The organism is Chryseobacterium sp. Mn2064 (assembly GCF_049319685.1).
Taxonomy (GTDB): Bacteria; Bacteroidota; Bacteroidia; order Flavobacteriales; family Weeksellaceae; genus Chryseobacterium.
Window position 1 is genome coordinate 191,239 of sequence record NZ_JBMOUE010000001.1, and the last position, 26,369, is coordinate 217,607.

General features: G+C 37.0%; 17 protein-coding genes. 7 read left to right on the forward strand and 10 right to left on the reverse strand.

Annotated features, from left to right (window positions below):
* Positions 1–23 precede the first annotated feature (23 nt).
* Positions 24–1,415, forward strand: a complete 1,392-nt coding sequence (locus ACL9RH_RS00905; protein WP_422691442.1) for an OmpP1/FadL family transporter — start codon at positions 24–26, stop codon at positions 1,413–1,415.
* Between the two features lie 58 nt (positions 1,416–1,473).
* Here ACL9RH_RS00905 and ACL9RH_RS00910 read toward each other — a convergent pair whose 3' ends face one another.
* Both ACL9RH_RS00910 and ACL9RH_RS00915 read right to left on the reverse strand, forming a co-directional pair.
* On the reverse strand, positions 1,474–2,199 hold the full coding sequence (locus ACL9RH_RS00910) for a ZIP family metal transporter (protein ID WP_422691444.1): 726 nt from the start codon (positions 2,197–2,199) through the stop codon (positions 1,474–1,476).
* Positions 2,199–2,924 (reverse strand): class I SAM-dependent DNA methyltransferase, encoded by a 726-nt coding sequence (locus ACL9RH_RS00915; protein ID WP_422691445.1) that lies wholly within the window; start codon positions 2,922–2,924, stop codon positions 2,199–2,201. The genes ACL9RH_RS00910 and ACL9RH_RS00915 overlap by 1 nt, the downstream gene beginning before the upstream one ends.
* 137 nt (positions 2,925–3,061) lie before the next feature.
* On the opposite strand from ACL9RH_RS00915, the gene ACL9RH_RS00920 reads away from it, so the two are divergent.
* Positions 3,062–4,228: a THUMP domain-containing class I SAM-dependent RNA methyltransferase gene (locus ACL9RH_RS00920; RefSeq protein WP_422691446.1), complete on the forward strand. Its 1,167-nt coding sequence runs from the start codon at positions 3,062–3,064 to the stop codon at positions 4,226–4,228.
* 255 nt (positions 4,229–4,483) lie between these two features.
* Here the strand turns inward: ACL9RH_RS00920 and ACL9RH_RS00925 are convergent, their stop codons facing one another.
* Both ACL9RH_RS00925 and ACL9RH_RS00930 read right to left on the reverse strand, forming a co-directional pair.
* Entirely contained in the window at positions 4,484–5,287 is an 804-nt protein-coding gene (locus tag ACL9RH_RS00925) for a helix-turn-helix domain-containing protein (protein WP_422691447.1), read from the reverse strand.
* Between the two features lie 39 nt (positions 5,288–5,326).
* Positions 5,327–6,340: an SDR family NAD(P)-dependent oxidoreductase gene (locus tag ACL9RH_RS00930; protein WP_422691448.1), complete on the reverse strand. Its 1,014-nt coding sequence runs from the start codon at positions 6,338–6,340 to the stop codon at positions 5,327–5,329.
* A gap of 206 nt (positions 6,341–6,546) precedes the next feature.
* Between ACL9RH_RS00930 and ACL9RH_RS00935 the strand changes: the two genes are divergently transcribed.
* Together ACL9RH_RS00935 and ACL9RH_RS00940 are read left to right on the forward strand one after the other, a co-directional pair.
* Positions 6,547–7,551 (forward strand): glycosyltransferase, encoded by a 1,005-nt coding sequence (locus ACL9RH_RS00935; protein ID WP_422691449.1) that lies wholly within the window; start codon positions 6,547–6,549, stop codon positions 7,549–7,551.
* Positions 7,552–7,635: 84 nt separating this feature from the next.
* Positions 7,636–8,271, forward strand: coding sequence for an immunity protein Imm33 domain-containing protein (locus tag ACL9RH_RS00940; RefSeq protein WP_422691450.1), 636 nt, complete (start codon positions 7,636–7,638; stop codon positions 8,269–8,271).
* Positions 8,272–8,351: 80 nt separating this feature from the next.
* On the opposite strand, the gene ACL9RH_RS00945 is transcribed toward ACL9RH_RS00940, so the two are convergent.
* A complete protein-coding gene (locus tag ACL9RH_RS00945) occupies positions 8,352–9,578 on the reverse strand; it encodes an aminotransferase class I/II-fold pyridoxal phosphate-dependent enzyme (protein WP_422691451.1) in 1,227 nt (408 codons plus the stop codon).
* Positions 9,579–9,735: 157 nt separating this feature from the next.
* Here ACL9RH_RS00945 and ACL9RH_RS00950 point away from each other — a divergent pair, with 157 nt between their 5' ends.
* Positions 9,736–10,194 (forward strand): Lrp/AsnC family transcriptional regulator, encoded by a 459-nt coding sequence (locus ACL9RH_RS00950; RefSeq protein WP_422691452.1) that lies wholly within the window; start codon positions 9,736–9,738, stop codon positions 10,192–10,194.
* A gap of 32 nt (positions 10,195–10,226) precedes the next feature.
* Here the strand turns inward: ACL9RH_RS00950 and ACL9RH_RS00955 are convergent, their stop codons facing one another.
* The 5 genes from ACL9RH_RS00955 to ACL9RH_RS00975 all read right to left on the reverse strand — a co-directional run bounded on the left by ACL9RH_RS00955 (position 10,227) and on the right by ACL9RH_RS00975 (position 17,784).
* Positions 10,227–10,964, reverse strand: coding sequence for a hypothetical protein (locus ACL9RH_RS00955; RefSeq protein WP_422691453.1), 738 nt, complete (start codon positions 10,962–10,964; stop codon positions 10,227–10,229).
* Between the two features lie 16 nt (positions 10,965–10,980).
* Positions 10,981–12,066, reverse strand: a complete 1,086-nt coding sequence (locus ACL9RH_RS00960) for a serine hydrolase domain-containing protein (protein ID WP_422691454.1) — start codon at positions 12,064–12,066, stop codon at positions 10,981–10,983.
* Between the two features lie 191 nt (positions 12,067–12,257).
* A complete protein-coding gene (locus ACL9RH_RS00965; RefSeq protein WP_422691455.1) occupies positions 12,258–13,286 on the reverse strand; it encodes a bestrophin family protein in 1,029 nt (342 codons plus the stop codon).
* A gap of 207 nt (positions 13,287–13,493) precedes the next feature.
* Complete coding sequence (locus tag ACL9RH_RS00970; protein ID WP_422691456.1) at positions 13,494–15,566, reverse strand: alpha-ketoacid dehydrogenase subunit alpha/beta; 2,073 nt, start codon at positions 15,564–15,566, stop codon at positions 13,494–13,496.
* Positions 15,567–15,642: 76 nt separating this feature from the next.
* On the reverse strand, positions 15,643–17,784 hold the full coding sequence (locus ACL9RH_RS00975; RefSeq protein ID WP_422691457.1) for a S8 family peptidase: 2,142 nt from the start codon (positions 17,782–17,784) through the stop codon (positions 15,643–15,645).
* Between the two features lie 263 nt (positions 17,785–18,047).
* Between ACL9RH_RS00975 and dnaE the strand changes: the two genes are divergently transcribed.
* Positions 18,048–22,715, forward strand: a complete 4,668-nt coding sequence (gene dnaE, locus ACL9RH_RS00980; protein WP_422691458.1) for a DNA polymerase III subunit alpha — start codon at positions 18,048–18,050, stop codon at positions 22,713–22,715.
* A 328-nt stretch (positions 22,716–23,043) separates the two neighbouring features.
* A complete protein-coding gene (locus ACL9RH_RS00985; RefSeq protein WP_422691459.1) occupies positions 23,044–26,328 on the forward strand; it encodes a fibronectin type III domain-containing protein in 3,285 nt (1,094 codons plus the stop codon).
* The last annotated feature ends 41 nt before the right edge of the window (positions 26,329–26,369 follow it).

Below are 26,369 nucleotides of genomic sequence, written 5' to 3' on the forward strand. Positions count from 1 at the left end.
TGTTAAAAAAATCTTTAGTAATAATGAGTATTTCTGCCGCATTTTTTGCGCAGGCTCAGGATGTTTCTGTGATCAGAAATACTGTGGAAGCTTACTCAACTACTCCTATGGTGGGATCTGCTAAGTTTAATGCAATGGGTGGATCAAATGGAGCATTAGGAGGAGATGCAAACTCTTTGCTAACGAACCCTGCAGGTTTGGGGGTTGCAATATCAGGAGAGGTTTCGGGAACTTTATCTATTTCAGGAAATAAGAACAGCAGCTCTATGGCGGGTTCTACATTAGATTATAGCAAAACAAGAGGTGATCTTGGAAACGTTGGAGGGATTATTGCTTTTCCTTTGACACAGACATCGGAATCAGGTTGGAAGTTTATCAATATTGGTATTAATTTTTCCAATCAATCCCTTGATAACGAAATTCACTCGCCGGGTAACAATAATATAATCTATGATTTTAGTGCGACAGATCCAACAAAAGGTGCTGCAATGTCAGGACATTCCTATCAGCGATACGGAAATGTATCTAAGATGAGTTTCGGGGTTGGGGCAAACTATAATCATAACCTTTACGTTGGTGCGGGATTAAACTTCTTCAATGCGTCGATTGACCAGTATGATACATTAGGATATAGAAATCTTATGACTAATTCTGTAAGTTTGTTCAGCAAGCAGGATACTCCTTTCTTCGAAAGATCTTCAGGTTTTTCAGCTTCATTAGGGGTTATCGGAAAGCTGAGTCCTAACTTCAGACTTGGTGCTTCCCTTGAAACACCAACCTTCTGGTCGATAGACAGAACATATCAATTCTATAATGATCCTAATTATGGAGATGATATGGGTGCGGAAAACAGAAAATTTACTTCTCCGCTTAAAGCAACCGTAAGTGCGGCTTTTGTAGCAAGTAAAAACTTCTCATTGAACGTAGATTATACACTGGGACTTACAAAACCTGATTATAAAGTATACGGACCTGCAGAAAGAGAATACAATGATTTCTTCAAAGACAACTATAAAAATCTTTCAGAAGTTAGAGTGGGTGCCGAATATCGTATAAAACAATTCAGATTGAGAGGAGGTTATGCTTACCAGTCTAGTCCGTTTGATGCTCTTACCGTTAGCAGATTTAATGATGCAGGAGTTTCAGGAGATCAGTCATACAGCAATCTTTTGCTAAGCGACAGAAATACGGCTTCAGTGGGTATTGGTTATGACTTCAAGTCATTCTATATTGATGCATCGTATCAGAACATTACTTCCAAATATAGTAATCCTTTCATGAGAGGATATATTGACGGTAATTTCGATACAGCTTACTATTCATCTACTCAAATTGCTCAGAGTGATACTTATGCAGTAAGTGAGGTAAAGAACACCAGAAACAACTTCTTCCTTACTTTAGGATGGAAATTCTAAGTTCTTGCACAACGATAAATAAAAATAAAAGCTCCGAAATTTTCGGAGCTTTTTTATTTTAATGAATATGAGTATCAGGATGCTGATGAAAGAGATGCATGACTAATGCTAAAGAAACTCCCAGCACGACCAGACCTATTTTTACCCAATCAATATTATGGTTTTTGTTACTTTCAAAAATAATAACGGATGAGATGTGTAGAAAAATTCCTCCTACGATCGCCAGAAAATAAGGCTGAAGGTTTGGATTGAAATAATTTCCCAGCAGCATTCCCATCGGAGAAGCTAATGCAAATAATGCTATAATCAGAAAAGAAGGATAAGAACTACTCTTGGAATCTTTTTTTCCGTTAAATAAAAATGCTCCCAAAATAAATGAAATAGGAAGATTGTGAAACAGAATTCCTAAAAGATAAGGAGAAAGCGTATGTTCTTCATTGGCAAGAGGAATTCCTTCAATAAATGCATGAATAAACAGCCCTACCATTAAGGCAACAGGCAGAATATTGTGCTCATTATGATGATGAAAGTGACCGTGTTCAAAACCTTTGGTAAGCGCCTCAAGAATCATCTGCAGAAGAACTCCTGCAATAACGAATATTCCAAGACTACCACCCGCAGAAGAAGTATATACCTGTGGGAAAACTTCATTCAGACAGATGGTGATCAGAAAACCGGCACTCAATATCAATAGATTCTTGGCCAGTTTTTCCTTTTTACCAAAATGCTTTCCCAGAAATACTCCGGAAACGACACTTAAAACCAGTAAAAGTACTGTTGTCATTATTTTTTCTTAAATAAATTGATGCAACGTGGCGAGGTTTCCTTATCAAACTCATTGAGTTGGTAATCTCCCCAAATTTTTATTCTTTCAAAACCACATTCCGAAGCATAGTTATGAATAGCTTCCAGCGTGTGAAGTTTTACTTTCTCAAAAAAGTGAAAAGGTTTGCCTTCTGTTTCAAAACGAATATCTTTAATAATATGTCTGCCTTCTATTTTTTTCAGTATTTTGAAATCAATATTTCCACGGTTGATAACCATTTCAGGAACCAGCGTATTTCTTACATATTGCTCATTCAGATAATCCAGAACGAAATATCCGCCAGGCTTTAAGGCGTTATACACGGACTGAAATACTTTTTTGTCGTCATTTTCGTTATCAAAATATCCAAAACTTGTAAAAAGATTGAAAACAGCATCCATAGGATCCGCATCAATTGGATTTCTCATGTCGTGAACTTCGAAAATCAAGGTCTGATTTTCGTATTGTTTATCCGATTCAATACTTTGTCTTGAAAGATCCAATCCCAAAACATCGTATCCTAATTTATTGAGAAAAACAGAGTGTCTTCCCTTTCCACAGGCAAGATCTATAATTTTGGACTGAGGCGGCAGCTGAAGATCCGCAGTAAGCTTTGTGATGAAGTTTTCGGCTTCAGTATAGTCTCTGTTGCTATAGAGCAAATGATAATAAGGGGTATCAAACCAAGATTCAAACCATTCCATAATGCAAAAATAACTAAATTTGTGCGGTTAAAAGCAAAGTATTTTACAACATTAAGAGATTGAAAAATTCAATTGGACAAGAAATTGAATAGCTAATCTTTTAATTGTTAAAGCTTTAAATCTTTTAATTCAAACTTATGGATACAGAAAATATTAAAATACAGATAAAAACATTCTTCGGATTGGAGCAGATTCTGGCAGAAGAAATCAAGAAATTGGGCGGAAGAAATGTTGAAATTAAAAACAGAGCGGTAAATTGTGAAGGTGATCTTGGTTTCCTTTATAAAATTAATTACTCTGCGAGAACGGCATTGAAAATCCTTGTACCTATTCATGAATTTAAGGCTTTTAATCAGCATCAGTTCTACGACAGACTATTTAAATTTGAATGGGAAAACTTTATGGATGTTGATCAGTCTTTCTCTATTGATGCAACCGTAAACTCTGAAACTTTCAAACATTCTCAGTTTGTTACTTTAAAAATGAAGGATGCGATTGTAGATTATTTCCAGGAAAAATTCAAAAGACGTCCAAATGTAGAAACGAGAAACCCGGACATCAAATTCCATCTTCATATTGACAGAGAACTGGTAATGATCTCTATGGATTCTTCAGGAGATCCTTTATTCAAAAGAGGATACAGAAGAGAGCAGGGAGAAGCACCTATCAACGAAGTATTGGCAAGCGGAATGCTTCAGTTGGCTGGTTGGGATGGAAAAGGTAACTTCCTTGATCCAATGTGTGGTTCCGGAACATTACTGATTGAAGCGGCGATGATCGCCATGGATCTTCCGGCTCAGATTTTCAGAAAAAGATTCGGTTTCCAGAACTGGAATAACTACGATGCAGACCTGTTTGCAAAAATCAAAGAATTCAGAATTAACAGAGTAAGACAGTTTGACGGAAAAATTGTAGGCTATGATATTGATGCAAGAATGCTGAATGCTGCAAGAATGAACGTAGAAGCTGCCGAAATGGAAGATGTTATTGAGATTAGAAAACAGGACTTCTTCGAGTCTAAAAAAGATCTTTTCCCATTGTTAATGGTCTTCAATCCGCCATACGATGAGAGAATTTCTATTAACGACGATGATTTCTACAAAAAAATAGGAGATACTTTCAAAACACATTATCCTAACACACTGGCGTGGCTTATTTCATCTGATCTTGAAGCGGTGAAGAAAATCGGTCTTCGTCCTTCAAGAAAGATCAAACTTTTCAACGGAAAACTGGAAACGAGATTTTTACAGTACGAAATGTATGAAGGAACGAAAAAGGTTCATAAATTGGAAGATAATAAATAATAACCTCTGAGATTAGAATGTCCTGGAATTTTTTTGACATATTTGATGTCCTTTTTGATTTACTAGATCTGTTTGGTTCTGGATCAAAATCGTCACGATCATCACAGTCAAAACCTGAAAGAAAAGCATTAAATCATAATATAATATCTCAAAATAAAGAGTTAAAAGATTTAGATACTTTAAAGAAAAAATAACTTCAGGATTAATTAAAATCATAACAAAAAAAGGTTGTACACACTGTACAACCTTTTTTTGTTATCGTGCCATTGACGGAGCAAAACCATATTGTTTTTTAAATGCATGAGAAAAATGAGAAAGATCCTCAAAGCCTACTTCCAGAAAAACATCGGAAGGTTTTTTCCGCTTTTCTGATAAATGATAATAGGCCAATTCGAGACGTTTCTGTGTCAGCCAGCGTTGTGGAGTTGTCTGAAAAATCTTCCTGAAATCCCTGTTAAAGGTAGATAAACTTCTTCCGGTAAGGTAGCCAAATCGCTCCAAAGACATATTGAACATGAAGTTTTTTTCCATGAAATTAATCAGATCTACTTTTCCCGGTTCATCAAAATCTGCCAATACAGAATCTATTTCCGGATTGATTTCCCTGATAATACTGATGGCTTCCGTGATCTTTAAATGAGCAATGTTTTCAGGAAAAGGACCTTCTATTTCAAAATAAGGAATCAGTGATGCAAGACAGCTGCTCAAAAGAGGATGGCTGCTAAAACTGTAAATAGATGACTCCCGGGATATGGCTTTCTGATGATCAGTGTTAGCATAAAACTGTTTCAGGCGTTCTGTGGTAAGATGCATGGCTACAGCTTTATGTGGAAGTCCATCCTTAGGATAATTGATGATTGTAGCCAGATGATTTCTGGGAATCAGGAAAATATCTCCGGCTTTAAAAAGATAAGTTTTATCTGCCTGAATAATTTTCGTTTCCCCTGAAATAAACCAAACCAGCATATGATACTCAAAAACTGTTTCCGTTTTGAATAGCTTATCATCATAACTCGAAAGCTTAATGTCCGGAGTGAGATACTGAATCTGGAAATCCATTGTCAAAAGTTTTTCATTACAAATGTATTTAAAAAACAGTTATTGAGCATCAAACTGAAATCCCAGCATTTCTTCACTTAATTTCCATAAAAGTTCAGCATTATTTCTATCAACAGAGTAAGCTTGTACTCCTCGAATAGTGGCTGGTTCATCGAACCTGTGCTCAATTTGACCATTGTCTATTTCTGCAATATCACAGTTTTCACAATACACTCCGCCAATTTCATTAAGTTGAGGACTTACAGCGCACCAGATTGTTGTAGCAGCCCCTTGTGGAATGGTTTTCAATCGTGCTTTCACTTCAGGTTTGATATTTCCGTTTTCGTCATGGGTACCGAGTTGTTTATAAAGTTCAATAGGCTCTTCTCTACCCAGATCTGTTCCGAAAACAGATCCCGGATGAAGAGAGTAAGCTCTGATATTCGATTTTTTTCCTCTCTCATCAAGTTCTACCGAGAATAAATTACAGGCCGTTTTAGACTGTCCGTATCCTAAAAGTGTCTCATAATCTCTTTTTTCAAAATTAGGATCTTCAAAATCAAAAGGCGCGATCTGATGACCATACGAAGAAACATTAACGACTCTTGCTCCGTTTGCTTTTTTCAGAGCCGGCCATAGCTTTGCCGTAAGGTGAAATAAACCAAGATAGTTGGTTGCCAGCTGAGATTCGAAACCTCTACTGTCTCTACGCAAAGGAACCCACATAATTCCTGCATTATTGATGAGAAGATCCAATTTTCTGCCTGATGAAATAAACCTTTCTGCAAAGTGATCAATAGAAGTGGGATTCATAAGATCCATTACTTCGAGTTCAATATTGTTGATTCCTGAAAGATTTTGTGCAGCCTTTTCAGTATCTCTCGCAGGAACAATTACCTCTGCTCCGGCAGAAACAAGTATTTTTGTCGTCTCCAGACCAATTCCGGCATACCCCCCGGTGATAATGACTGTTTTTCCTTTAAGATCCATTCCGTTGATTACTTCCTGCGCTGTTGAATAAGCTGTGAACCCTGAATGTAAAGGTTGCTGCATTGGATTGATATTCTGTTTCATTTTTTTGTTTTTAAATTTCTATAGCAAAGTTATAAGGTATCGTTTGTGTTCATTTTGTTTAAAATGTCAAATAAGTTGGTTCAGAATTTCACCTGTTATATAAGTAGATACAATAAGTGAATTTTGTGTCCGTTAATTTATCAGAATAAGCTGTTAAACTGTTTGCTGTTTTATTTTTGAATAAGTAATTTTGAAAAATTTTTAATTTGAAGCCTACTATTTCTATTGTTGTTGCTATTTACAACCGAAAAGATGAACTTTTTGAGTTGCTGACTTCTTTGACCCAACAGACCGATAAAGAGTTTGAAATGATTATCGTAGACGATGGTTCTATGATCGATTTGAAACCTACAATAAAAAACTTTGAAGAAAGTCTGGATATCAAATATTTCAGAAAAGATAATTCAGGGCCGGGGCTTTCAAGAAATTACGGAGCAGCACGAGCAGCTAATGATTGGCTGGTTTTTGTAGACAGTGATGTGATTGTAGAGAAGGATTATATTGAACATATTAAAAACGATATCCTTACCATTCCTTGTGATGCATTTGGCGGTGCAGATAAGGCGCACAAAGGTTTCAACCTGATGCAGAAGGCTATTTCGTATTCCATGACTTCCGTTTTTACAACAGGAGGAATCAGAGGAAGTAAAAAAGCAGTTTCAAAGTTTCAACCCAGAAGTTTTAATATGGGAGTGAAAAAAGCTGTTTTTGAAAAGGTCGGAGGTTTTTCTGAGATGAGAATAGGCGAGGACCCGGATCTGTCTATGACGCTTTGGGAAAACGGATTTACCACTGCTTTTTTTGAAAATATTGCCGTCTATCATAAGCGTAGAGTAGATTTTGGAAAGTTCTCCAAACAGGTATACCAGTTTGGATGTGCAAGACCAATCCTGAACCAACGACACCCTAATTATGTGAAAATTTCCTTTGCTTTTCCTACTTTATTCATGCTAGGATATATGATGGGATTTTTAGAATATTTCATTTTAGGCCGAGGAATTATTCTGGCTTTTTATGGTTTATATACGTTTTTGGTACTTTTCCATGCTTTGTTACTTACTAAAAACATCAGTATTGCCGGAATGGCGGTTATTTCTACCTATATTCAAATGTTTTCTTATGGCTATGGATTTTTAAAATCCTGGATTCTTCTGAATGTTTTGAGAATGAAACCGGAAGATGCTTTTCCTCATCATTACTATAAAAAGTAACGATAAGATCTTTTTAATTTTAGTTAAGATTATATGGCATTTTTCTCTAATAAAAAGAGACTGTCAAAAAAGATTTTATAAAAGATGATAACATATAAAGAAATTGAAATAAATGTAAGTAATAATACTTATGTTGAAACTAAGGGTTTGAATTTTTATCTGGATAAAGAAGTTAGAATTGTCATTGGTAGAAATCTTCCTGAAAACTATATATATGTTATTAAATATATTATCGATTATATTTTAGATACTAAGCGTATTATTTCTGAAAACCAAAATATAGGCTATTATTCATGGTTGTTGCAATTTAGATTAGATAAAGACAATTTCTATACTATTTATGAAGTCAACTCTGAAGGTAGTGATTTTAATAAAGGGTGTGATACGGCCATTTCAGTTGTTAGGCATCAAGGAGAAGTTTGTTGGCAAGAAAGTCTTATTCCACTTTTTCCAAACTTTAATCAATCGATAGTTATATCAGATGGAGTTTACGAAGGGAAAGATATAGAAGGGATTAGATATGATTCACCTCAGGATGAGTGTGGCTGGTATCTTATTACAGATGATTATAATAATGATATTAAATCATTAAAAGTGGTGCATTTTTACCATGTTGCTTTTTCTCGCCCAGATATCTTAAAATATCTGGCTATACCTTTCGGACACCGATTCCTTATGAAAGAAGGGAATGTTGAAATACGTAAAAATGAGGAGGAATAACTCTGAACTTAAAAATGGCTTATGACTAGTATGTCAAGAGAAAGAAAAAGGCTGCTCTACCAGCAGCCTTTACAATAAAATTAGGATATAGAAATGTTTTCATGGTTAAGAACGCCTACTTTTAGCATACATTCTTTCATTTTATGATAGGTTCTTTTGATATCGTGGTCTAGGCCGATAGAAAATCTGATCAGGCCATCAGAAATCCCGATAGAAGCACGTTCTTCCTCTGGAATTTCCGAAGAGGTAGATTTTCCTGAGCACGAGAATAAGGTTTTGTAGAATCCTAAGCTTACAGCCAGGTAACCCAGATTCTCTGTCTGCATCATTTCCATCAGTTCGTTGGCTTTTTCAGTAGTTCCGGCATCCAGAGTTAACAATCCTCCAAATCCGTACTCCTGATCAATCATGCTGCTCATTAATTCATGATTTTTATGAGATGGCAACCCTGGATAGGATACTTTTAAGCCGTCTTTTTCAAATCTTTCAGCAAGATACATCGCGTTGTAGCTATGTTGTTTTATTCTGATGTGTAGTGTTCTTAAGTTCTTTAGGATACTTGACGATCGTAAGCTGTCCATTGTCGGTCCAAGAAGCATACACGCACCTGAGTTTACATTTTTAGTATCGTCAATGAAAGCCTGAGTTCCGCAATATACACCTCCCACCGTATCACTGCTTCCGTTGATAAATTTTGTTAAACTATGGATAACAACGTCAGCTCCAAATAGTTGAGGTGAAATGGAAAGTGGGGAAAATGTATTGTCAACAATCAGTTTTAAATTGTGTTTTTTACAGATTTCGGATAATTTTCTGAGATCTGCCACTTCAAGAAGAGGATTGCTTACACTCTCGCAATAGATCACTTTTGTATTAGGAGTGATAGCATTTTCTATCACTTCAAAATTATTGATATCCACAAATGTAGTGGCTATATTGAACTGTGGCATAAAGTTTTTCAGAAAAGCATAGGTTCCTCCATAGATGGTTCTGCTGGAAATAATATGATCTCCGCTTTTACACAACTGCATAAGAACAGAAGTGATAGCTCCCATTCCGGATGCGGTAACGTTGGCCGACTCTGTGTTTTCCATTTTGGCAAGAGCCTGTGCCAGATAAAGGTTCATGGGTGATGAATGTCTGGAATACAGATAACATCCTTCCGCATTTCCTTCAAAAGTGTCAAACATCGTCTTTGCAGAAAGGAAAGTATAGGTTGAACTGTCAGAAATTGAAGGATTTACTCCTCCGAATTCTCCAAAATACTGAAGATCCTGGATCTCATTGGCTGCGTTAAAGTTTTCCATGAATATTGTTTTTATTTTATTGGCCCAATTTGCATTATTTTCCTAATTATTACAATATAAATTTAAATTTATAGTATATAAAACTGCTAAATGTTATTTATTTAGAAAATATAATTAGTATCTTCGAGGATATTAAATTTTCACCAAAAAATTATCTATGGAACTCGATGAAATTGATAAAAAACTGCTGTTGTTTTTACAGGAAGACTGTAAACAAACCACCAAAGAGCTATCCGGAAAGCTCGGATTGTCGGTTACTGCTGTGTATGAAAGGGTAAAAAAGCTTGAAAATGCAGGAGTTATTTCCAGATATGTTGCCTTATTGAACAGACAGAAGATTAAAAGAGATTTTATTGTGCTTTGCCATGTAAAACTCACGCAGCACAAAAAAGAGTTCGTACTACAGTTTGAAAAAGAAGTAATGAACCTTCAGGAAGTTACAGAATGTTTCCATGTAAGTGGAGATTACGATTATATTCTCAAAATAGGTGTGAAAGATATTGAAGACTATCGTAATTTCATGCTTACAAAGCTGACAACACTTCAGCATATTGCCAGCACTCATAGCTCTTTTATGATTTCTGAGGTGAAAAATACAACCGCTATTGTATTATAAATGATCGTGTTTTTTATTCAGACTTAAAGTTCTCAGATTGAATCTTTATTGATGAAAAATGCTGTTATTTCAGGCTTTTTTATGAGTTCCTGCAAAAAAGGATTAAGTGTTTCTGTGGTAAGATCCGCTTCATTTTTGAGTTGCATACTTCTCAGGCTTCCATCTTTTTGAGGAGCAATGAGAATAATATTACCGTGTTTCAGGTGATAAAGTTTTAGGTTTACAATGGCAAAATCATCTCCTTCAAGAGTGGTAAATGCGGAGAAATCGATTTTATGAAGGGACGTTTTTACAAATCCTTGTCCGATGACATCCGGAAAATTCCTTGAAACAATATGCATTTTACTGGAAGAATATTTTTTGTCATCAATGAAATCGGTAAGAACAAGAAGGGTGAAAAATACTCTGTCTTTTCCTTTCACTTTGTGTGAATTTAAAGTTCCCCAGTTCTTTTCTGTAAAGCTTGTATAAACAATTCTTTTATTCTTAAGTTTCAGTCCGAAAAAATTTCCAGAGGTTCCCACTCCTTTAAAACCATCCTTTTGAATGCTGTCATAAATAGGATAAGGAAAAATCCCGTAGGTAAAAGGACTTTCGTCTTTACTTTGTTCCTTAAGTTCGGTTTCCATTCTTTTAAAATCCAGCGATTCGGTTTTATTTTGAAGGTTGAGTTGTTTTTCTCTTACCTTTTGAATGGATTCGCCAGATTGTGCGAAAGACATTATTGCCAATAGCAGGAGAGAAAAAGTGGTATATCGTTTAATGTTCATTTCAGTGCTTTTAGGTTTAGTAGTCAGCTTTTGTGATTTTATCGATGAAATAATGCAGTCTTTTAATATCTGCTCTTCCTTTGTTACTGTCATTCAACAGACAGGTCGTTACAATAACCATTTTTAAATCGGGAATAATACAAATTAGCTGGCCGCCATAGCCTGTTGCGACAAATGCCTGATGGCCGTTGGTTTTTCTGCGCCACCAATAATATCCATATCCGTTGGCATTCGGCATTACGTCCCAGGAATCTAATTTTACATGCTCAGAGGTTGATTCCTGAACCCATTTTGAGGATACAATCTGTCTGCCACTGAATTTTCCATTATTAAGAACCATAGATCCTATTTTCAGCATGTCTTCTGATTTCATAAAAAGCTCAGAACCTCCAATATTTCTGTCCATGGAATCGGTATCCCATCGGGTAATGTTAATTTTTAAAGGTTTGAATAGATTTTCATTGGCAAACTGCTTCAAATTGGCTTTTACAATTTTTGAGAGTGCAGCTCCAAAGATATGACTCTCACCGCTATTGTAATTGAATACCGTGCCGGGATATTCTTCGAAAGGAAGCTCCAAAACGAATTTTACCGGATCATAAGAAAATGACATCGCAGTTGATATCTTGGAATTTTCAACCCAGTCAAAACCACCTTGCATGGTCAGTAAATTTCTAAGTGTCAAAGTATTTCTAATAGAATCATGAGCTACTTTTCCTTCAATATTGGAAATGTTTTTGAATCTGCTTCTGGAAATATTGTACTCCGGAAGAATCTTTAGAACCGGAGTATTGAGATTGGGAAGAATATTTTTGTCTTTTGCAATTCCTGCCAGAATAGAGACTATGCTTTTGGTAACAGATTTTACACTGAAAACGGTTTCTTTATTGGTTCCGTGAAAATATTGCTCGTATAAAATTCTGTCATTCTGAGAAACGATGAACGAGCCAAGAGAAGGGATGCTGTCATTTATCTCTTTAGTGAATTTTTCTGCAAAATCTTTTGGTAATTCTTTATTGAAAGACGATTGCGATTTTACGCCAGGGCAGAAAATGGTAAGAACTAATATAGCTAGAATCTGCAGGAGTTTCTTGGATTTCATTGTTTAAAAAAAGAGGAGATAGAATTATTAGCCAGCGAAAAAGCAATTGTATGTTTCCAAAAATAGAAATGTATACAATACTTTTTTCAATTCCTCTAAATTATAAAAAACGATGAACTTTTAATAGGTATTTCACAAAATATATTGAATCTTTTTTCCTTTATGTAATAGGATTTTACGATAACTGAAAACTATACAAGTACCCCGTTTTTAGAAGAGATAGGTTCTGGAAGGTCGGTTTCTCCACTCATTTGAAGCAGATCGATTTCAATTGTTCTGCATATAGAAAGCATAGGAACGTCGAACATCAGTCCGGCAAAAGGGTTTTCAGAATAATCTCCTACGAGCTCCATGATAATGTAGATCCACCCAATGATGATACAGAACGGAATGGAAGTCCAGATTCCCCAGTCTCCAAGTTTTGCAAACTCATTGACCAGTCCGAGTGGGAGCAGCATGATGAAAAGAATGTTAAAGACGAACGCTGTACTGGCAAATTGTCTGGGTGATGGAAATTTTTTGATTCTTTCCGCCTGTCCCTGAAAATTATAAAATTCGTTCAGACTATTTTGAAGCTGAGTCTGATTGAAATCTGTGATTGCGTTCATGTTTTTCAGTTCATTAATATCTTTGGCCTGCTGAGAGATCAGGTACGTGGCAAAGTTCTTATAATGATTTTTAAGATCGTATTCTTCTTCTGAAAGATATTTGTGAAGGAAAATAGGGGCTCTTCCATAATCAGGAAACCCAGCTTTGATAAGCCTGTTTCGTCTTAGATTGATATTTCCAAATTTATTTTCACTGCTTATATGTTCCCATTCTGTGGGTACCAGAAGTTGTTCACGGAAAGTATACAGCCACGCAATATGTCGGAAAACGATTCTTCTTTTACGATCTTCAAGGTCAAAAGTGCCAATTTCTTCATTTTTGGTATCAAATGCATAGACCATAGATGCGAACGAACGGCTGGAGTTCACAATACCACCCCATATTTTTCGGGCTTCCCAAAGTCGGTCGTATGCCTGGTTATTTTTGAAACCCACCAGGAATGCTTCTGCTGTACCAATAAGAGCAACAGGAACCCAGGGAATTGTCATCCACTCCCAATTGAAAAAATAGAAGAGAACTGCAATCAGCGTACACCAAATTGAAATAAAGATAAGGTGCGTACCGGATAGATTGAGAACCTGTTTATAATTGACGTATTTGGTTGTGATCATAAAGATGAAATGTGTTTTGGGTGTACAGACAAAATAAATACCAAACTACAGTGAATATTACTTTGTATGGGAAATAGGGAATTGGTATTTACATTTTTTTTCGATTATAAAAGTCTAATATTGAGATGAGTAATCCTAGATAAAAGTAGTGAAAAAAAGCATAAAAAAACCTCTAAAAATATTTTAGAGGTCTTTTTTGTAAATTATTTAATAAGCAAGCATTTCTTCTATTTTCTTGGAGAGCTTCTCTGCGTTAGGAAGCATTTCTTTTTCCAGAACGAGGTTGATAGGTACCGCCGGAACATCTAATGATCCCATTGCTTCTACAGGAGCATCAAGATAGGTAAAGCAGTTTTTAGAAATACGGTGAGCAAACGCTTCTGCAAAAGAGTTGTTCAGCTGTTCTTCTGTAAGTACAATACATTTTCCATGGGCTTTTACCCTTTCGAAAACAAGTTCTTCATCTAGTGGAATTAGTGTTCTAAGGTCAATGACTTCAACTCTTCCATTGAATTGCTTCACGGCTTCTTTAGCCCAGTAAACTCCCATTCCGTAAGTAACAACCAATAGAGTTCTTCCTTTTTCGGTTTCCTCTTTATTGGCTTCTACCACAACTTTTCCTTTTCCAAAAGGAAGGATGTAGTCTTCTGCCGGTTCTATTGTTTTTGCATCTTCAGTTCCTGGAACTTTACTCCAGTATAAGCCTTTATGTTCCAGCATGATAACTGGGTTAGGATCATAATAAGCTGCTTTTAATAATCCTTTGAAATCTGCTGCGTTGCTTGGGTAAGCTATTTTAATTCCTTTGATATTGGCTAAAATACTTTCAACACTTCCACTATGGTAAGGCCCACCACCACCGTAAGCTCCGATAGGAACACGGATGATGTTGCTTACTGCATATTTCCCACCACTTAAGTAGCTGGATTTTGAAATTTCTGTAATTAATTGGTTGATACCAGGATAGATATAATCTGCAAACTGAACTTCAACAATAGGTTTCAAACCTACAGCGCTCATTCCGGCAGTTGAACCAATGATATATGCTTCCTGAATTGCTGTATTGAAAACTCTCTTGCTTCCAAATTTTTTACCTAATGTAACGGTTTCACGGAAAACTCCACCAATTCTTTCACCTACATCCTGTCCGTAAAGAAGAGCTTCAGGGTGTTTCCACATCAATTCCTGAATGGCGTGAATAGCAGCATCTACCATTACAATTTTTTCTCCGTTTGCAGGTTCGCGGGTTCCTGTTTCCTCAGTAATAGGAGTAGGAGCAAACACGTGCTGCATTACGGTTTCAGGTTTTGGATCTTCAGCGTTTTTAGCCCTTTCAAAGGCTTCTTCTGCTTCCAGACGAGCCTTTTTAGTAATTTGTTTTAACAGATCTTCATCAACGCCTGCTTCCAGAAGTTGTCTTCTCAGGATTTCTCCCGGATCTTTAGCTCTATGTTTTGTTAAATCTTCTTCGTCTCTATAGAATTCTCTTCTTACTCCAGATGTGTGGTGACCAATAAGTACGGTTTTTGCGCAAACAACCAGAGGTTTTCTTTCTGTTCTTACAAAATCCACCGCTTTTTTCATGGCTTCGAAGCTTTCTACAAAGTCAGTTCCGTCCACTCTCATTCTGCTTAAACCTGTAAAACCTGCTACAAAATCGTAAGCGTCACAAGTTCTTGCTTCTTCTTTTGTTACAGAAATTCCCCATTCATTATCTTGTACAAGAAAGATAATAGGAAGCTGATGTAAAGCTGCAAATTGTAAAGCTTCACTCACTTCACCTTCAGTTACAGAATTGTCTCCTAAGCTGCATACTACAACCGGATTGTTTTCAAAATTCTGAAGTTTGAAATCCTGAATATATTTTATCCCCTGAGCAACCCCTGTAGTCGGGATGGTCTGCATTCCTGTAGCAGAACTCTGATGAATGATTTTTGGCTTATTTTCATCTCTGCTTGAAGGGTGTGAATAGTAAGATCTTCCTCCTGAAAAAGGATCATCAGCTTTAGCCAGTAATTGAAGCATCAATTGATAAGGTTCAAAACCAATTCCTAGAAGAATGCTTTCATCTCTATAGTAAGGAGAAACCCAGTCTTCTTTCTTAAGCTGATAAGCTGTTGCCAGTTGTATGGCTTCATGACCTCTTGAAGTACTGTGAACATATTTGCATACATTTCTGTTTTCTTCATAAATGTCGGCCATGGCTTTTGCCAGCATCATATGATTGTACGCTTTAAGTAAAATATCCTGAGAAACTTTTTCGTGAAGTGTATTTTCCATAGGAAGCAAATATACATTAAAAAAACAAAATACTAACAACTGTTAGTATTTTGTGAGAAATCTTTGTTTTTAAAGGTTATTCCTTGATCACTTTTTTAGAAATAACATCTTTGTCTGTCTTTACTTCAACGATATAAATACCTTTGATGTAAGTGGATAAATCTATGGATTGTTTATCATTATTAACGGTTCCGCTTTGTAATTTTTTACCTGTAAGATCATATACATTGAAAGTCGCTTTTTTAGGGGCATTTACAACATTGGTGAAATCTTTAGTAATTGTTGGAACAATAGCGAGATTGGTTAAAGGATTTGTGGCTTCTTTTGTTCCTAATAATTCTGTAAATCCTGTTACAATAATGGAATAATTTTGCGGAGCAGTACCTCCTGTATTATTCTTTAATATTCCTTTATTGGTAATTTCAATCTTATAAGGTCTTCCGGCAGTTGGAAGATCTACAATAACCTGCTCTACGTTATCTACCGTGTTATCACCTTTTGTTGCCGGGGTCATTGGATTGTTGGCATCCAGCTTCCATGGATAATAAACGGTATTGGTTACCAGATCAGTGATTTTTAAATCCAGGTCATTCACAAGTTTGGAGTTTCTGTTGTTGTAGATATCAGACCATTGGTTGGTGAAGTTGGTGAACTCAGGATCTATCCATGATATTGTTACTTTTAACGGTTCTGATCCCGATGCTTTTACTGTTTTTACATTAGATACTCCGTTGTTTAATACTTCATCATTGAAAATAATACTGTTATTGGATTTTGCTACCAAAAGTTCCGCTCCTTTTTTCGCATCAATAAATCCCCATCCGAATTGTGGATCGGGGCCAATGTTACCAGCTTCTTTTGCAGAATGCACCATCAATGTTTTAGCAGATGCAGCATTCAGTAAGCTTCCTGAAAACAGTTGCTTGTTAATTTGAGTCCAAAGTCCAACAATTCCCGTTACTACAGGAGCAGAATAAGAAGTACCGTTTCCAATATTTAGCTGATTTCCTCCTGTTGCTGAATTCTCTGTCCATGCGCTGGCAACGTCTGTACCAACAGCAGTGATGTCAGGTTTGATACCTCCGTCATCTCTTGGTCCTGCACTACTGTAGCTGGAATGAATAACATCAGTAGAAGCTACGTATCTTCCGTCATTAGTTGTAATTCTGTCAACAGCACCAACGGAAATAATGTTTTTTCCTAAAGAACCAATACCAATACAGTCGTATCCCTGTGCACAGTTGTTTTGAGGTAATGTATCGGTTGCAGCAAACTCAACGTAGTTTCCGGAGTCGTCCGTGTAATATTTTTTATAATTACTTGTGGAGCCATTTGGTCCTCCTCCAAAAGAATTTCCGGAAGATTTTACTATGATGTAAGATGGATTGTTATATACAATTTGGTCATAATCACGATCATTGGTCAGATAGGTGCCTTGGGCGTCAAGTGATGTATTGGGGCTTTGAAATGCGCCATTCCATACCCATGCGGTTTCATTATTAACCGTTTGAGGATCTGACCATCCCTGGTTGCTTCCATAAGAATGGTTGGAGATATTAGGTTGGGCTTTAACAATTTTCTGGAAAACCGTACTTTGTGCAGTTTCTCCATCCAATACAGAAGTTCCAAATGCATAGGCTTCTATAGTAGAATTAGGAGCAATTCCTCTAAAATTAACCTGTCTTGTGGTTCCATTATTGAAGGTAACCTGATAAGGAAAATCTTTAGCTCCTATGAAACTGGTTACAGCCGTTGCATGGTCACCGTAATTCACAGTGCTGGCTTCTTTATTGATTACTCGGTTGGGTATATTGTTGAAAAAGATGTGGTTGGCAAATACTCTGGCAACTCCTGATGCGGTACTTCCGTCAAAAATAGTAAGTTTAATACCTTCACCATTAAAAGATCCTGTCAATCCAGTGATAGTTCCTCCCTGTAGAAAATCTGAATTGGAGTTTTTAACCTGATCGATATCTGCTGCTTGTAAGAAGTAAGGTCTGTTGTTAGGTAAGAACCCTGCAAGGGTAGTTCTTTGCAGCTCAATTTCTTTTAACACTTCAGGGCTTCTGTTGGCACCATATTTCTTCGAAACGTAGGCTTCAAACCTCTCGTTGTTATCCGCTCTTTGCTTTTCGAGCTTTCTGTTTAATTCATCATTGTTTTGTGCACTTATTAGCGAAATCGCAAAAGTACTGAGTAAAAGTAGCTGTTTCTTCATTTTGGTTAATAAATTATTAAAAAATTAGGTTGATCAAAATTATAGTAAAAATTTAATTCTTAGACAGTTTTGATGAATAACTCTAATTTTTTAAGCTAATTTTAATTTATGTTTTTAAGAGTTAAAATCATTGTTTATTGATGCTTTATTTTTATTTTTTATTAATATTATTAATTGGATGTTTGTATTAGGTTAATAAGGTAATAATTGGAAAAAATGAAGTAACTTTACATTCTCTTTTTATAAAAAAGTTAGAAAATTATATGTACTTAATTTTTGACACAGAAACAACCGGTTTACCAAAAAATTTCAACGCTCCGCTTTCAGATTCTGATAACTGGCCAAGAATGGTTCAGATCGCGTGGCAGGTGCATGATGATGATGGTAATTTAATTGAAAATCAGGATTATATAATAAAGCCTGAAGGGTATGATATTCCCTTCAACGCGGCAAGAATTCACGGGATTACTACTAAAATTGCCAATGAAGAAGGGCGTGATCTGCAGGAAATACTGGAAGAATTTTCTAAAGTACTGGAGAGAGTAAGAGTTGTATCCGGACACAACGTTGAATTTGACTACAATATCGTAGGAGCAGAATTTTACAGAAAAAATTTAAAAGATAATCTACAGGAAAAGCCTAAAGCTGATACGATGATTCTGGGAACGGACTTCTGTCAATTAGGTGGAGGACGAGGTGGTAGATTTAAACCTCCAAAACTTGAAGAGCTTTATGAAAAACTTTATGGAAACAAGTTTGATGAAGCCCACAACGCGGCGGCTGACGTAAATGCTACTGCACAGGTTTTCTTTGAAATGATGAGAATCGGAGTGGTTCCTGCTGAAACACTGAAAATCTCAGAAGACCAACTCGCTTACTTTAGAAGCCTTTATCCTAATCCTATAAAACCTTTCGGAATTGTTATCCGAAGACAGGTCGCTGATTTTCACAACAAGAAAAAACAGCAGGATTTCGGAAGTGTTGACGAGATTGATCTGGGGAAATATTTCAACTTTGATAACCATAGTGTTTTCTCCACATTAACGGCTACTTCAAGCATTAATGACCTTATCAAAAAAGCATCTGATGAAAATTTCCCGGCTGTCGGAATGGTGGATTTGGGAAATATGATGGGTGCGTTTAAGTTTGTTTCTGCTGTGGAAGGTGCAAATGGTGACAGAGCAAAAAAGCATAAAGAATATCTGGCTAAAAAGCAGGAGGCAGAAGAAAACGGAACAGAATTCAATGAAGTAGAACCTGTTTCTGAACCTCTTATTCCTGTTGTAGGATGTGAATTTTACATCTCTGACCGTTATGAGCAGAAGCAGTTTACCAAAGATGATCCCGATAGAAGGACGCAGGTGGTGCTTTTGGCAAAAGATTTTAACGGATATAAAAACTTAGCAAAACTTTCGAGTATCGGCTTTTTGAAAGGATTCTATTTTGGGGTTCCAAGGATCAGCCGTGAAGTGATTGCACAATATAAAGAAGGACTAATCGCCTTAACTTCGGGAATTCTTGGAGATATTCCGGACGCTGTGTTAAATACCGGTGAGCAGAAAGGGGAAGAACTTTTCAAATGGTGGAAAGATACTTTTGAAGATGATTTTTATGTACAGATTCAAAATCATGAACTGCCAGAAGAAGAGCATTTAAATGATGTCTTACTACATTTTGCAGATAAATATAACGTTAAGATTTTAGCGCAGAACGAAACTTTTTATACCAATAAAGACGATTCTAATATTCAGGATATCGTAAGTTGTATAAAAGATGGCGAAAAATTGACCACTCCCGTAGGTAAAGGATTTGGAAAGAGAAGAGGGTTGGCAACAGGAGAATATTACATTAAAAATTCTGATGAGATTAAGGCGGCTTTCCTTGCTTACCCTGATGCTTTTGAAGCTTATGATGAGTTCTTTGCTAAATTTAAGCCTTATACCTTAAAAAGAGACGTACTTCTTCCTAAGTTTGATATTCCTGAAGAATTTATCCATGCAGAAGATGATATAGACGGAGGAAAAAGAGGGGAGATGGCTTATCTTACCTATCTTACTTACGAAGGGGCTAAGAAAAGATATGAATCTACAGGTATCACAGATGAAATTAAAGAACGTCTTGACTTCGAGCTTGAAGTAATCGCCAATACCGGTTATCCCGGATATTTCCTTATTGTACAGGATTTCTGTAATGAAGCCCGTAATATGGGAGTTTGGGTAGGTCCCGGAAGAGGTTCTGCTGCCGGATCTGCGGTGGCGTACTGTATCGGAATTACCAATGTAGACCCTATTAAATATGATCTCCTTTTTGAGAGATTCCTGAACCCGGAAAGGGTATCCATGCCCGATATTGACATCGACTTTGATGATGAAGGACGAGACAAAATTATCAAATGGGTTGTTGAAAAATATGGTAAAACTCAGGTAGCGCAGATTATTACTTACTCCGTATTGGGGGGGAAATCCGCTATTAAAGATGCCGGAAGAGTTTTAGATGTTCCTATTCCTGATACAAACAATATTGCGAAGCTGATTCCTCCAAGCCCGGGGATGAATATTGCAAAAGCCTTGGCGAAATATGATAAACTGAAACCGGAAGAACAGATGCTTGTCGATGAGATGAGATATGTTCTGGATAGTCCGGATGATGCACGTCATGGGGTTCTTGCCAGTGCCAAAAAAATGGAGGGGTGCATCAGAAATACGGGAATTCACGCGTGTGGAGTAATTATTACGCCCGAAGATGTAAGTAACCTTGTTCCGGTAACGATTGCGGCTAAAGATGCCGATATTTTGGTATCTCAGTTTGATAACTCCGTAGCAGAAAGTGCAGGGCTTCTGAAAATGGACTTCCTGGGATTGAGAACCCTTACGATTATTAAAGACGCACTTAAACTGGTTAAAGCAAGATATGGAGTAGATATTGATCCGGATCTTATCCCGCTTGATGATACCAAAACGTACCAGTTATTTAAAGAAGGAAGAACAGTAGGGATTTTCCAGTATGAAAGTCCGGGAATGCAAAAATACATGAGAGAGCTTAAACCCACAGTTTTTGCCGATCTTATTGCCATGAACGCATTGTATCGTCCGGGTCCTATTAAATACATCCCGAACTTTATCAACAGAAAGCACGGGATTGAAGAAATTGTCTACGATTTACCGGAGACAGAAGAATATTTAAAAGAAACTTACGGAATTACCGTTTATCAGGAGCAGGTAATGCTTTTATCCCAGAAATTGGCCGACTTTACAAAAGGCGAAGCCGATACTTTGAGAAAAGCAATGGGTAAAAAGCAGATTGACGTTCTGAATAAAATGTATCCAAAATTCATTGAAGGAGGACGAAAGAATAATCTTAATGAAGAAAGGCTGGAAAAAATCTGGAACGACTGGAAAGCCTTTGCAGAATATGCCTTCAATAAGTCTCACTCCACCTGTTATGCCTTTATTGCCTATCAGACTGCTTATTTAAAAGCGAATTATCCGGCAGAATATATGGCAAGTGTGATGAGTAATAACATCAACAATACCGAATCGATTACCATGTTCATGGAAGATTGTAAGAGTATGGGAGTGGATGTTTTAGGACCGGATGTGAATGAATCTCAGTATAAATTCTCAGTAAACGAAAAAGGCCAGATCCGTTTTGGCTTAGGAGCAATCAAAGGAATTGGAGAAGGACCTAGTGAAGCGATTACCAGAGAAAGAGAAAACGGAAGATTTAAAAATATTTACGATTTCTTCGAAAGAATACTTCCGTCTCAGATGAATAAAAGAGTAGCGGAAAGTTTGGTGTTGGCAGGTGCTTTCGACGAATTGCACTCTTACCACAGAGGTCAGTACTTCGATATTGATATGGCTGGGAAAACCAATCTTGAAAGGTTGATCAGATACGGACAGAGTTTCCAGGAGAGTAAAAACGAGATGGAACACTCTCTATTTGCTGATTTCGCAGATGAAGTTCAGATTGAACAACCGAAACTCGCGCCTTGTCCTGAGTGGCCCAATATGCACAAGCTTAATAAAGAAAAAGAAATTATCGGTTTCTATCTTTCTGCCCATCCGCTGGATGAGTTTAAGTATCAGTTTCAGTTTATGCAGGGGCAGCTTTCCAAAAAATCTGTGCTGGAAAAAGAAGAAGAGGAAAAAGCTCCAACGGATGAAGCGCCAGTCTTAGAACAGGACTCTCAGGATGACTCGGTGGATCTTACAGAAATTGTGTCTGATGATGTTGTTGCCGGAGAAGAAGAAGTTGTAGAAGAAGTAACAAAAAAAGCAGAACCTAAAGGAACTTTTTCATTTTTAAATCTGGATGAGGTAGATGCTTATAAAGAGCAGGCCTTTTCCAACAAACAGGAAGAATTGTTTGAGGAGAAAAAGAAAGACTGGAAAACCCTTCAGAAGGAAAGAGAAAATGGCGGCGGTGGTAAAGAATACACGGTAGCAGGTTTGATTACGGAATATAGAGTTCAGGATGGTTTCAGAAGTGGCGAAAAAGTAGCTTTTGTGACCTTGGAAGACTATTCAGGTTCATATTCGTTCAGGTTAGGAGACAGGGATTATATGAGGCTGAAGGAAAAACTGGAAGTTCAGAGATTTGTTATTTTCAAAATAAAATTTGCTCAGGTAAAGGATGGACGAGTTTTTGTGAATGTAGTTGATGTGATAGAACTCCAGGAAGCATTTGAGAGATTTGCTAAAAGTATTTCTTTGGTGATGGATGTGATGGATGTGAGAAAAGAAGATCTGGATTTTTTCAAAACGGTACTTGACAGAAATAAAGGAAACCAAAAACTGAAGTTCTTCATTAAAAACATAGAAGACGATTCTCATATTGAAGTTCAGTCTATGAAACATTCCGTAGATCTTAACGGTGATTTGATTAAAGAAATTCAGCTACTCAATAAGTATGAATTTTATCTGAATTAAAGAAAATTTGTAATATAATAGTTAAAAAGCGGCTCAAAAAGTCGCTTTTTTTTGTTTGCATAGGATTTATGAAATTAAATACTTTTTATACTAGTTAATAAAAGATGAATTATATATTGTTGATTTTTGTTTTCATAATGGCTTGGTAGTTAATGCTTTATGATTTATCATTGAATTATGAAATAAATGTTAATTTTAAATAAACGTTTGATTTTATTTTAATATAATGGTTGTTTTAATTGTTTTAATTTAATATTTTAAGATAATTTTTAATATTTAAATTAATATTTATACATTTACCTCCCTAACTTTTATTATTACTAAGTTTATGAAAAAAATTCTACTGTCGTGCTTAGCGCTCTTAAGTATGGGTGTCTATGCACAAACAAACGTCGCTAATTATGCTTTCTCGAAAAGCACCGGGGTGAATTATGTACCTATTACAGGTGGTACAAAATTATTTCCCCTAACAAACAATACCACTTATGACAATGAGGTTTCGGCCGCAATTCCTTTGTCTTCTCCGTTTAATTTTGGGGGTGTTGCAATGAACAGTCTGTACATCAGTGCGAACGGATATATTACTTTCGGAGCCGCGCCTGCTGGATCAAACTATACACCTTTGTCGACCCTGGGAACTACAACAGGTGCGATTTCTGCTTTTGGACAGGATGGGGGATTTTATGCATCAGATACTACTCAGCCTCCTGGTAACCATGAAGTAAGGTATGAGGATTTAGGATCTGAATTTGTCGTTCAATGGCAGGATCATGCTAACTACAGCAACCGTTCAACAGAAAGATTGAATTTCCAGATCAGACTTGTATACGCTACCGGTGAAATTAAGATAATATACGGTAACTGTACAGATCCTGGAACAAGTACGTCGAACAGTACTCCACAGGTAGGGATTAGAGGAAACAGTGTTACCTATTCCACCAATGTTAGCCCATTGATGATTGGGAATGTACCATCTGGTACTACTTGCGACTGGTCTAAAGCGGTAACTGGAAATGCGAATTCCAGTGCTATGCTTTTCTCCAGTGGAACCAATGCCAATGTTAAAATTCCAGCAGGGCTTCAGTACACATGGACTCCGGGAACTCTATTGCCGGTAAGAACTTTTGCGGCAACAACGGGAGTTACAAATGCAGGTGCTACTGTGAGTTGGACAGCTCCTACGGGTGCAACGGCTTATAATGTTCAGTATAGAGCATTGGGAAGTTGTGACTGGACTAACTTTAGTGGTAATCCGGTATCTGCTACTACAGCATCTATTTCAGGTTTAACTCAAAATACGACCTACCAATTTCAGGTGCAGGCTTTAAATGGTTCTGCGCAGGCTATGTATTCTCATATACCGAATTTAGCAGGAAGTGGTAATGGGTATGCATCTACAGGATCTTTTACAACGGTACCTAGCTGTGCCAGTACAGTAACAGGGCTTACTTCATCAGCATTGGCTCCAGATACGGCAACAATTAACTGGACAGCTTCTACAACCCCTCCAGGAAGTGGCTATGAATATTACTATGCTACATCTTCTACAGCGCCAGCGTCAACAGTTACTCCTTCAGGATCCGTAGGGGCAGGGAATGTCACTGCAAATTTATCAGGATTAGTACCTTCAACCCTGTATTATTATTGGGTAAGAGCAAACTGTAATGGTACAGATAAAGGATTATGGTCCAGTTCCGGAAACTTTACAACATTAGGCCTTTGTCCTACCGTTACTGCGCCTGCATCCAGTGCAACAGGTGTAAGTGTTACTCCTACCATAACTTGGAATACAATAAACGGAGCGACAGGCTATAAATTGAAAGTTGGAACCACTTCCGGTGGAAATGAAGTTCTGGATACAGATATCGTAGGTGGAGCTAATAACAATTATACCTTATCAAGCCCACTGATTAATGCCACAACTTACTACTATTCTGTGTCGGCTTATACTGCTGCTACTGCAGCTCCTGCTACAGCATGTACAGTAAGATCATTCCAAACGGCTTGTTTATCAACGAATCTTCCATATACTTTAGACTTTGAAAATGTTACGACTCCGGCGGTTCCAAGTTGTACGAGTGTAATCAATAGCGGTTCAGGAAATGCATGGAAAACAACTAGCTCTATAACAAGTTTTGTAGGTAAGGTACTTAACTATTCATATAGCTCTTCCAGCGCGGCTAATACATGGTTCTTTACACAAGGTCTTAACCTTACAGCAGGAGTTAGTTATAGAATTAAATATAAATATGCCAATGCAGCCGGAACAACTCAATATGCTGAAAAATTAAAAGTAGCCTATGGATCCTCTGCAACAAGTGCAGCGATGACCAATACAATAGCTGATCACTCGAATATTCTTACCGGTGGAGTTTCAACAAGCACGTATACGGATTTTGTTCCGACAACTACAGGAACTTATTATATTGGATTCCAGGCTTATTCTATCGCGGATATGAATCAGATTTATGTAGACGATATTAATGTAGATATTACCCCAACATGTTTTGAACCTACCGGAGTTACTGTTTCAGGTATTACAGCTTCAGGAGCAAATGCTTCCTGGACTGCTCCTACGCAAGTTCCGGGAGGTGGTTATGAATATTATTATTCTACAAGTGGTACTGCACCTACGGCTTCTACTCAGGCTTCAGGAACAAGTACTACCAATTCTACACCTTTAACTGGCTTGGCTCCTGCGAATACTTATTATTTATGGGTTAGATCTGTATGTAGCGCTTCTGATAAGAGTGTATGGTCTTCTCCAGCTGCGGTATTTAATACCCTTTGTGTAACAACAACGGCTCCATTTGCTCAAAACTTCGATTCTGGTAATGCTCCGGCTTGCTGGAACAATATTAATCCTATTGCTACAAGTACTGATCCTAACCTTTTCTGGAAATTTTCAGGAAGTGCAGATTATGGTGCAAGCCCTGCTAATAATGGAAAGGCAGCAGGTACTTATGCCTGGGTAGATGCTAGTTCTCCATATAATGGGGCAGGAGCTAATACTGTACAATTGGTAAGTCCATCAATCAGCTTAACAGGGTTGACGCAGCCTTTCATTTCTTTTGACTGGTTTAAAAATCATTCCCAATCTACAGGAACAACTGTAGTTACTTCAACTAGTGATAATAACAAACTTACAGTAGAAGTAAACGATGGAAATGGATGGGTGTCTGTTTTCAGTGATACAACCAACTCCAACCAATGGAGAACAGTGGGAGTTCCTTTGGCAGCTTCTTATATCGGAGCAACCATTCAGGTAAGATTTACGGTTGATAAGAACGTAAGTGGTAACGGATATTTCTACGATGATGTTCTTCTTGATAACGTTGAGGTAAAGCAGAATCCTAATTTGGGAACTTCTGAAGTAGTGGCGAAAATTAACAGTATTAAAGTATATCCTAATCCATTCACAGAAACACTTACGATTTCCGATGTGGCAAAAGTACAATCTGTTTCAGTGATTGATGTTGCAGGAAGACTTGTTAAAACTATTGAAAACCCTTCTACAGTACTTCAATTGAGAGACTTAAAAGAAGGTTTGTATTTAGTAGTTCTTAATATGAAAGATGGTTCCAAGCAAACCGTGAAAGCTATTAAAAAATAATTTTTCATTTAAATAAAAACCGGAGACTGTCTTGTGAAAGG

Bases quoted from the DNA above. Each gene is read 5' to 3' on its own strand.
- ACL9RH_RS00920 (WP_422691446.1), top strand. From the start codon at position 3,062: ATGGATACAGAAAATATTAAAATACAGATAAAAACATTCTTCGGATTG.
- ACL9RH_RS00910 (WP_422691444.1), bottom strand. From the start codon at position 2,199: ATGACAACAGTACTTTTACTGGTTTTAAGTGTCGTTTCCGGAGTATTT.
- dnaE (WP_422691458.1), top strand. From the start codon at position 18,048: ATGTACTTAATTTTTGACACAGAAACAACCGGTTTACCAAAAAATTTC.
- ACL9RH_RS00945 (WP_422691451.1), bottom strand. From the start codon at position 9,578: ATGGAAAACTTTAACGCAGCCAATGAGATCCAGGATCTTCAGTATTTT.
- ACL9RH_RS00925 (WP_422691447.1), bottom strand. From the start codon at position 5,287: ATGGATTTCCAGATTCAGTATCTCACTCCGGACATTAAGCTTTCGAGT.
- ACL9RH_RS00950 (WP_422691452.1), top strand. From the start codon at position 9,736: ATGGAACTCGATGAAATTGATAAAAAACTGCTGTTGTTTTTACAGGAA.
- ACL9RH_RS00985 (WP_422691459.1), top strand. From the start codon at position 23,044: ATGAAAAAAATTCTACTGTCGTGCTTAGCGCTCTTAAGTATGGGTGTC.
- ACL9RH_RS00930 (WP_422691448.1), bottom strand. From the start codon at position 6,340: ATGAAACAGAATATCAATCCAATGCAGCAACCTTTACATTCAGGGTTC.
- ACL9RH_RS00955 (WP_422691453.1), bottom strand. From the start codon at position 10,964: ATGAACATTAAACGATATACCACTTTTTCTCTCCTGCTATTGGCAATA.
- ACL9RH_RS00965 (WP_422691455.1), bottom strand. From the start codon at position 13,286: ATGATCACAACCAAATACGTCAATTATAAACAGGTTCTCAATCTATCC.
- ACL9RH_RS00960 (WP_422691454.1), bottom strand. From the start codon at position 12,066: ATGAAATCCAAGAAACTCCTGCAGATTCTAGCTATATTAGTTCTTACC.
- ACL9RH_RS00915 (WP_422691445.1), bottom strand. From the start codon at position 2,924: ATGGAATGGTTTGAATCTTGGTTTGATACCCCTTATTATCATTTGCTC.
- ACL9RH_RS00975 (WP_422691457.1), bottom strand. From the start codon at position 17,784: ATGAAGAAACAGCTACTTTTACTCAGTACTTTTGCGATTTCGCTAATA.
- ACL9RH_RS00970 (WP_422691456.1), bottom strand. From the start codon at position 15,566: ATGGAAAATACACTTCACGAAAAAGTTTCTCAGGATATTTTACTTAAA.
- ACL9RH_RS00940 (WP_422691450.1), top strand. From the start codon at position 7,636: ATGATAACATATAAAGAAATTGAAATAAATGTAAGTAATAATACTTAT.
- ACL9RH_RS00905 (WP_422691442.1), top strand. From the start codon at position 24: ATGAGTATTTCTGCCGCATTTTTTGCGCAGGCTCAGGATGTTTCTGTG.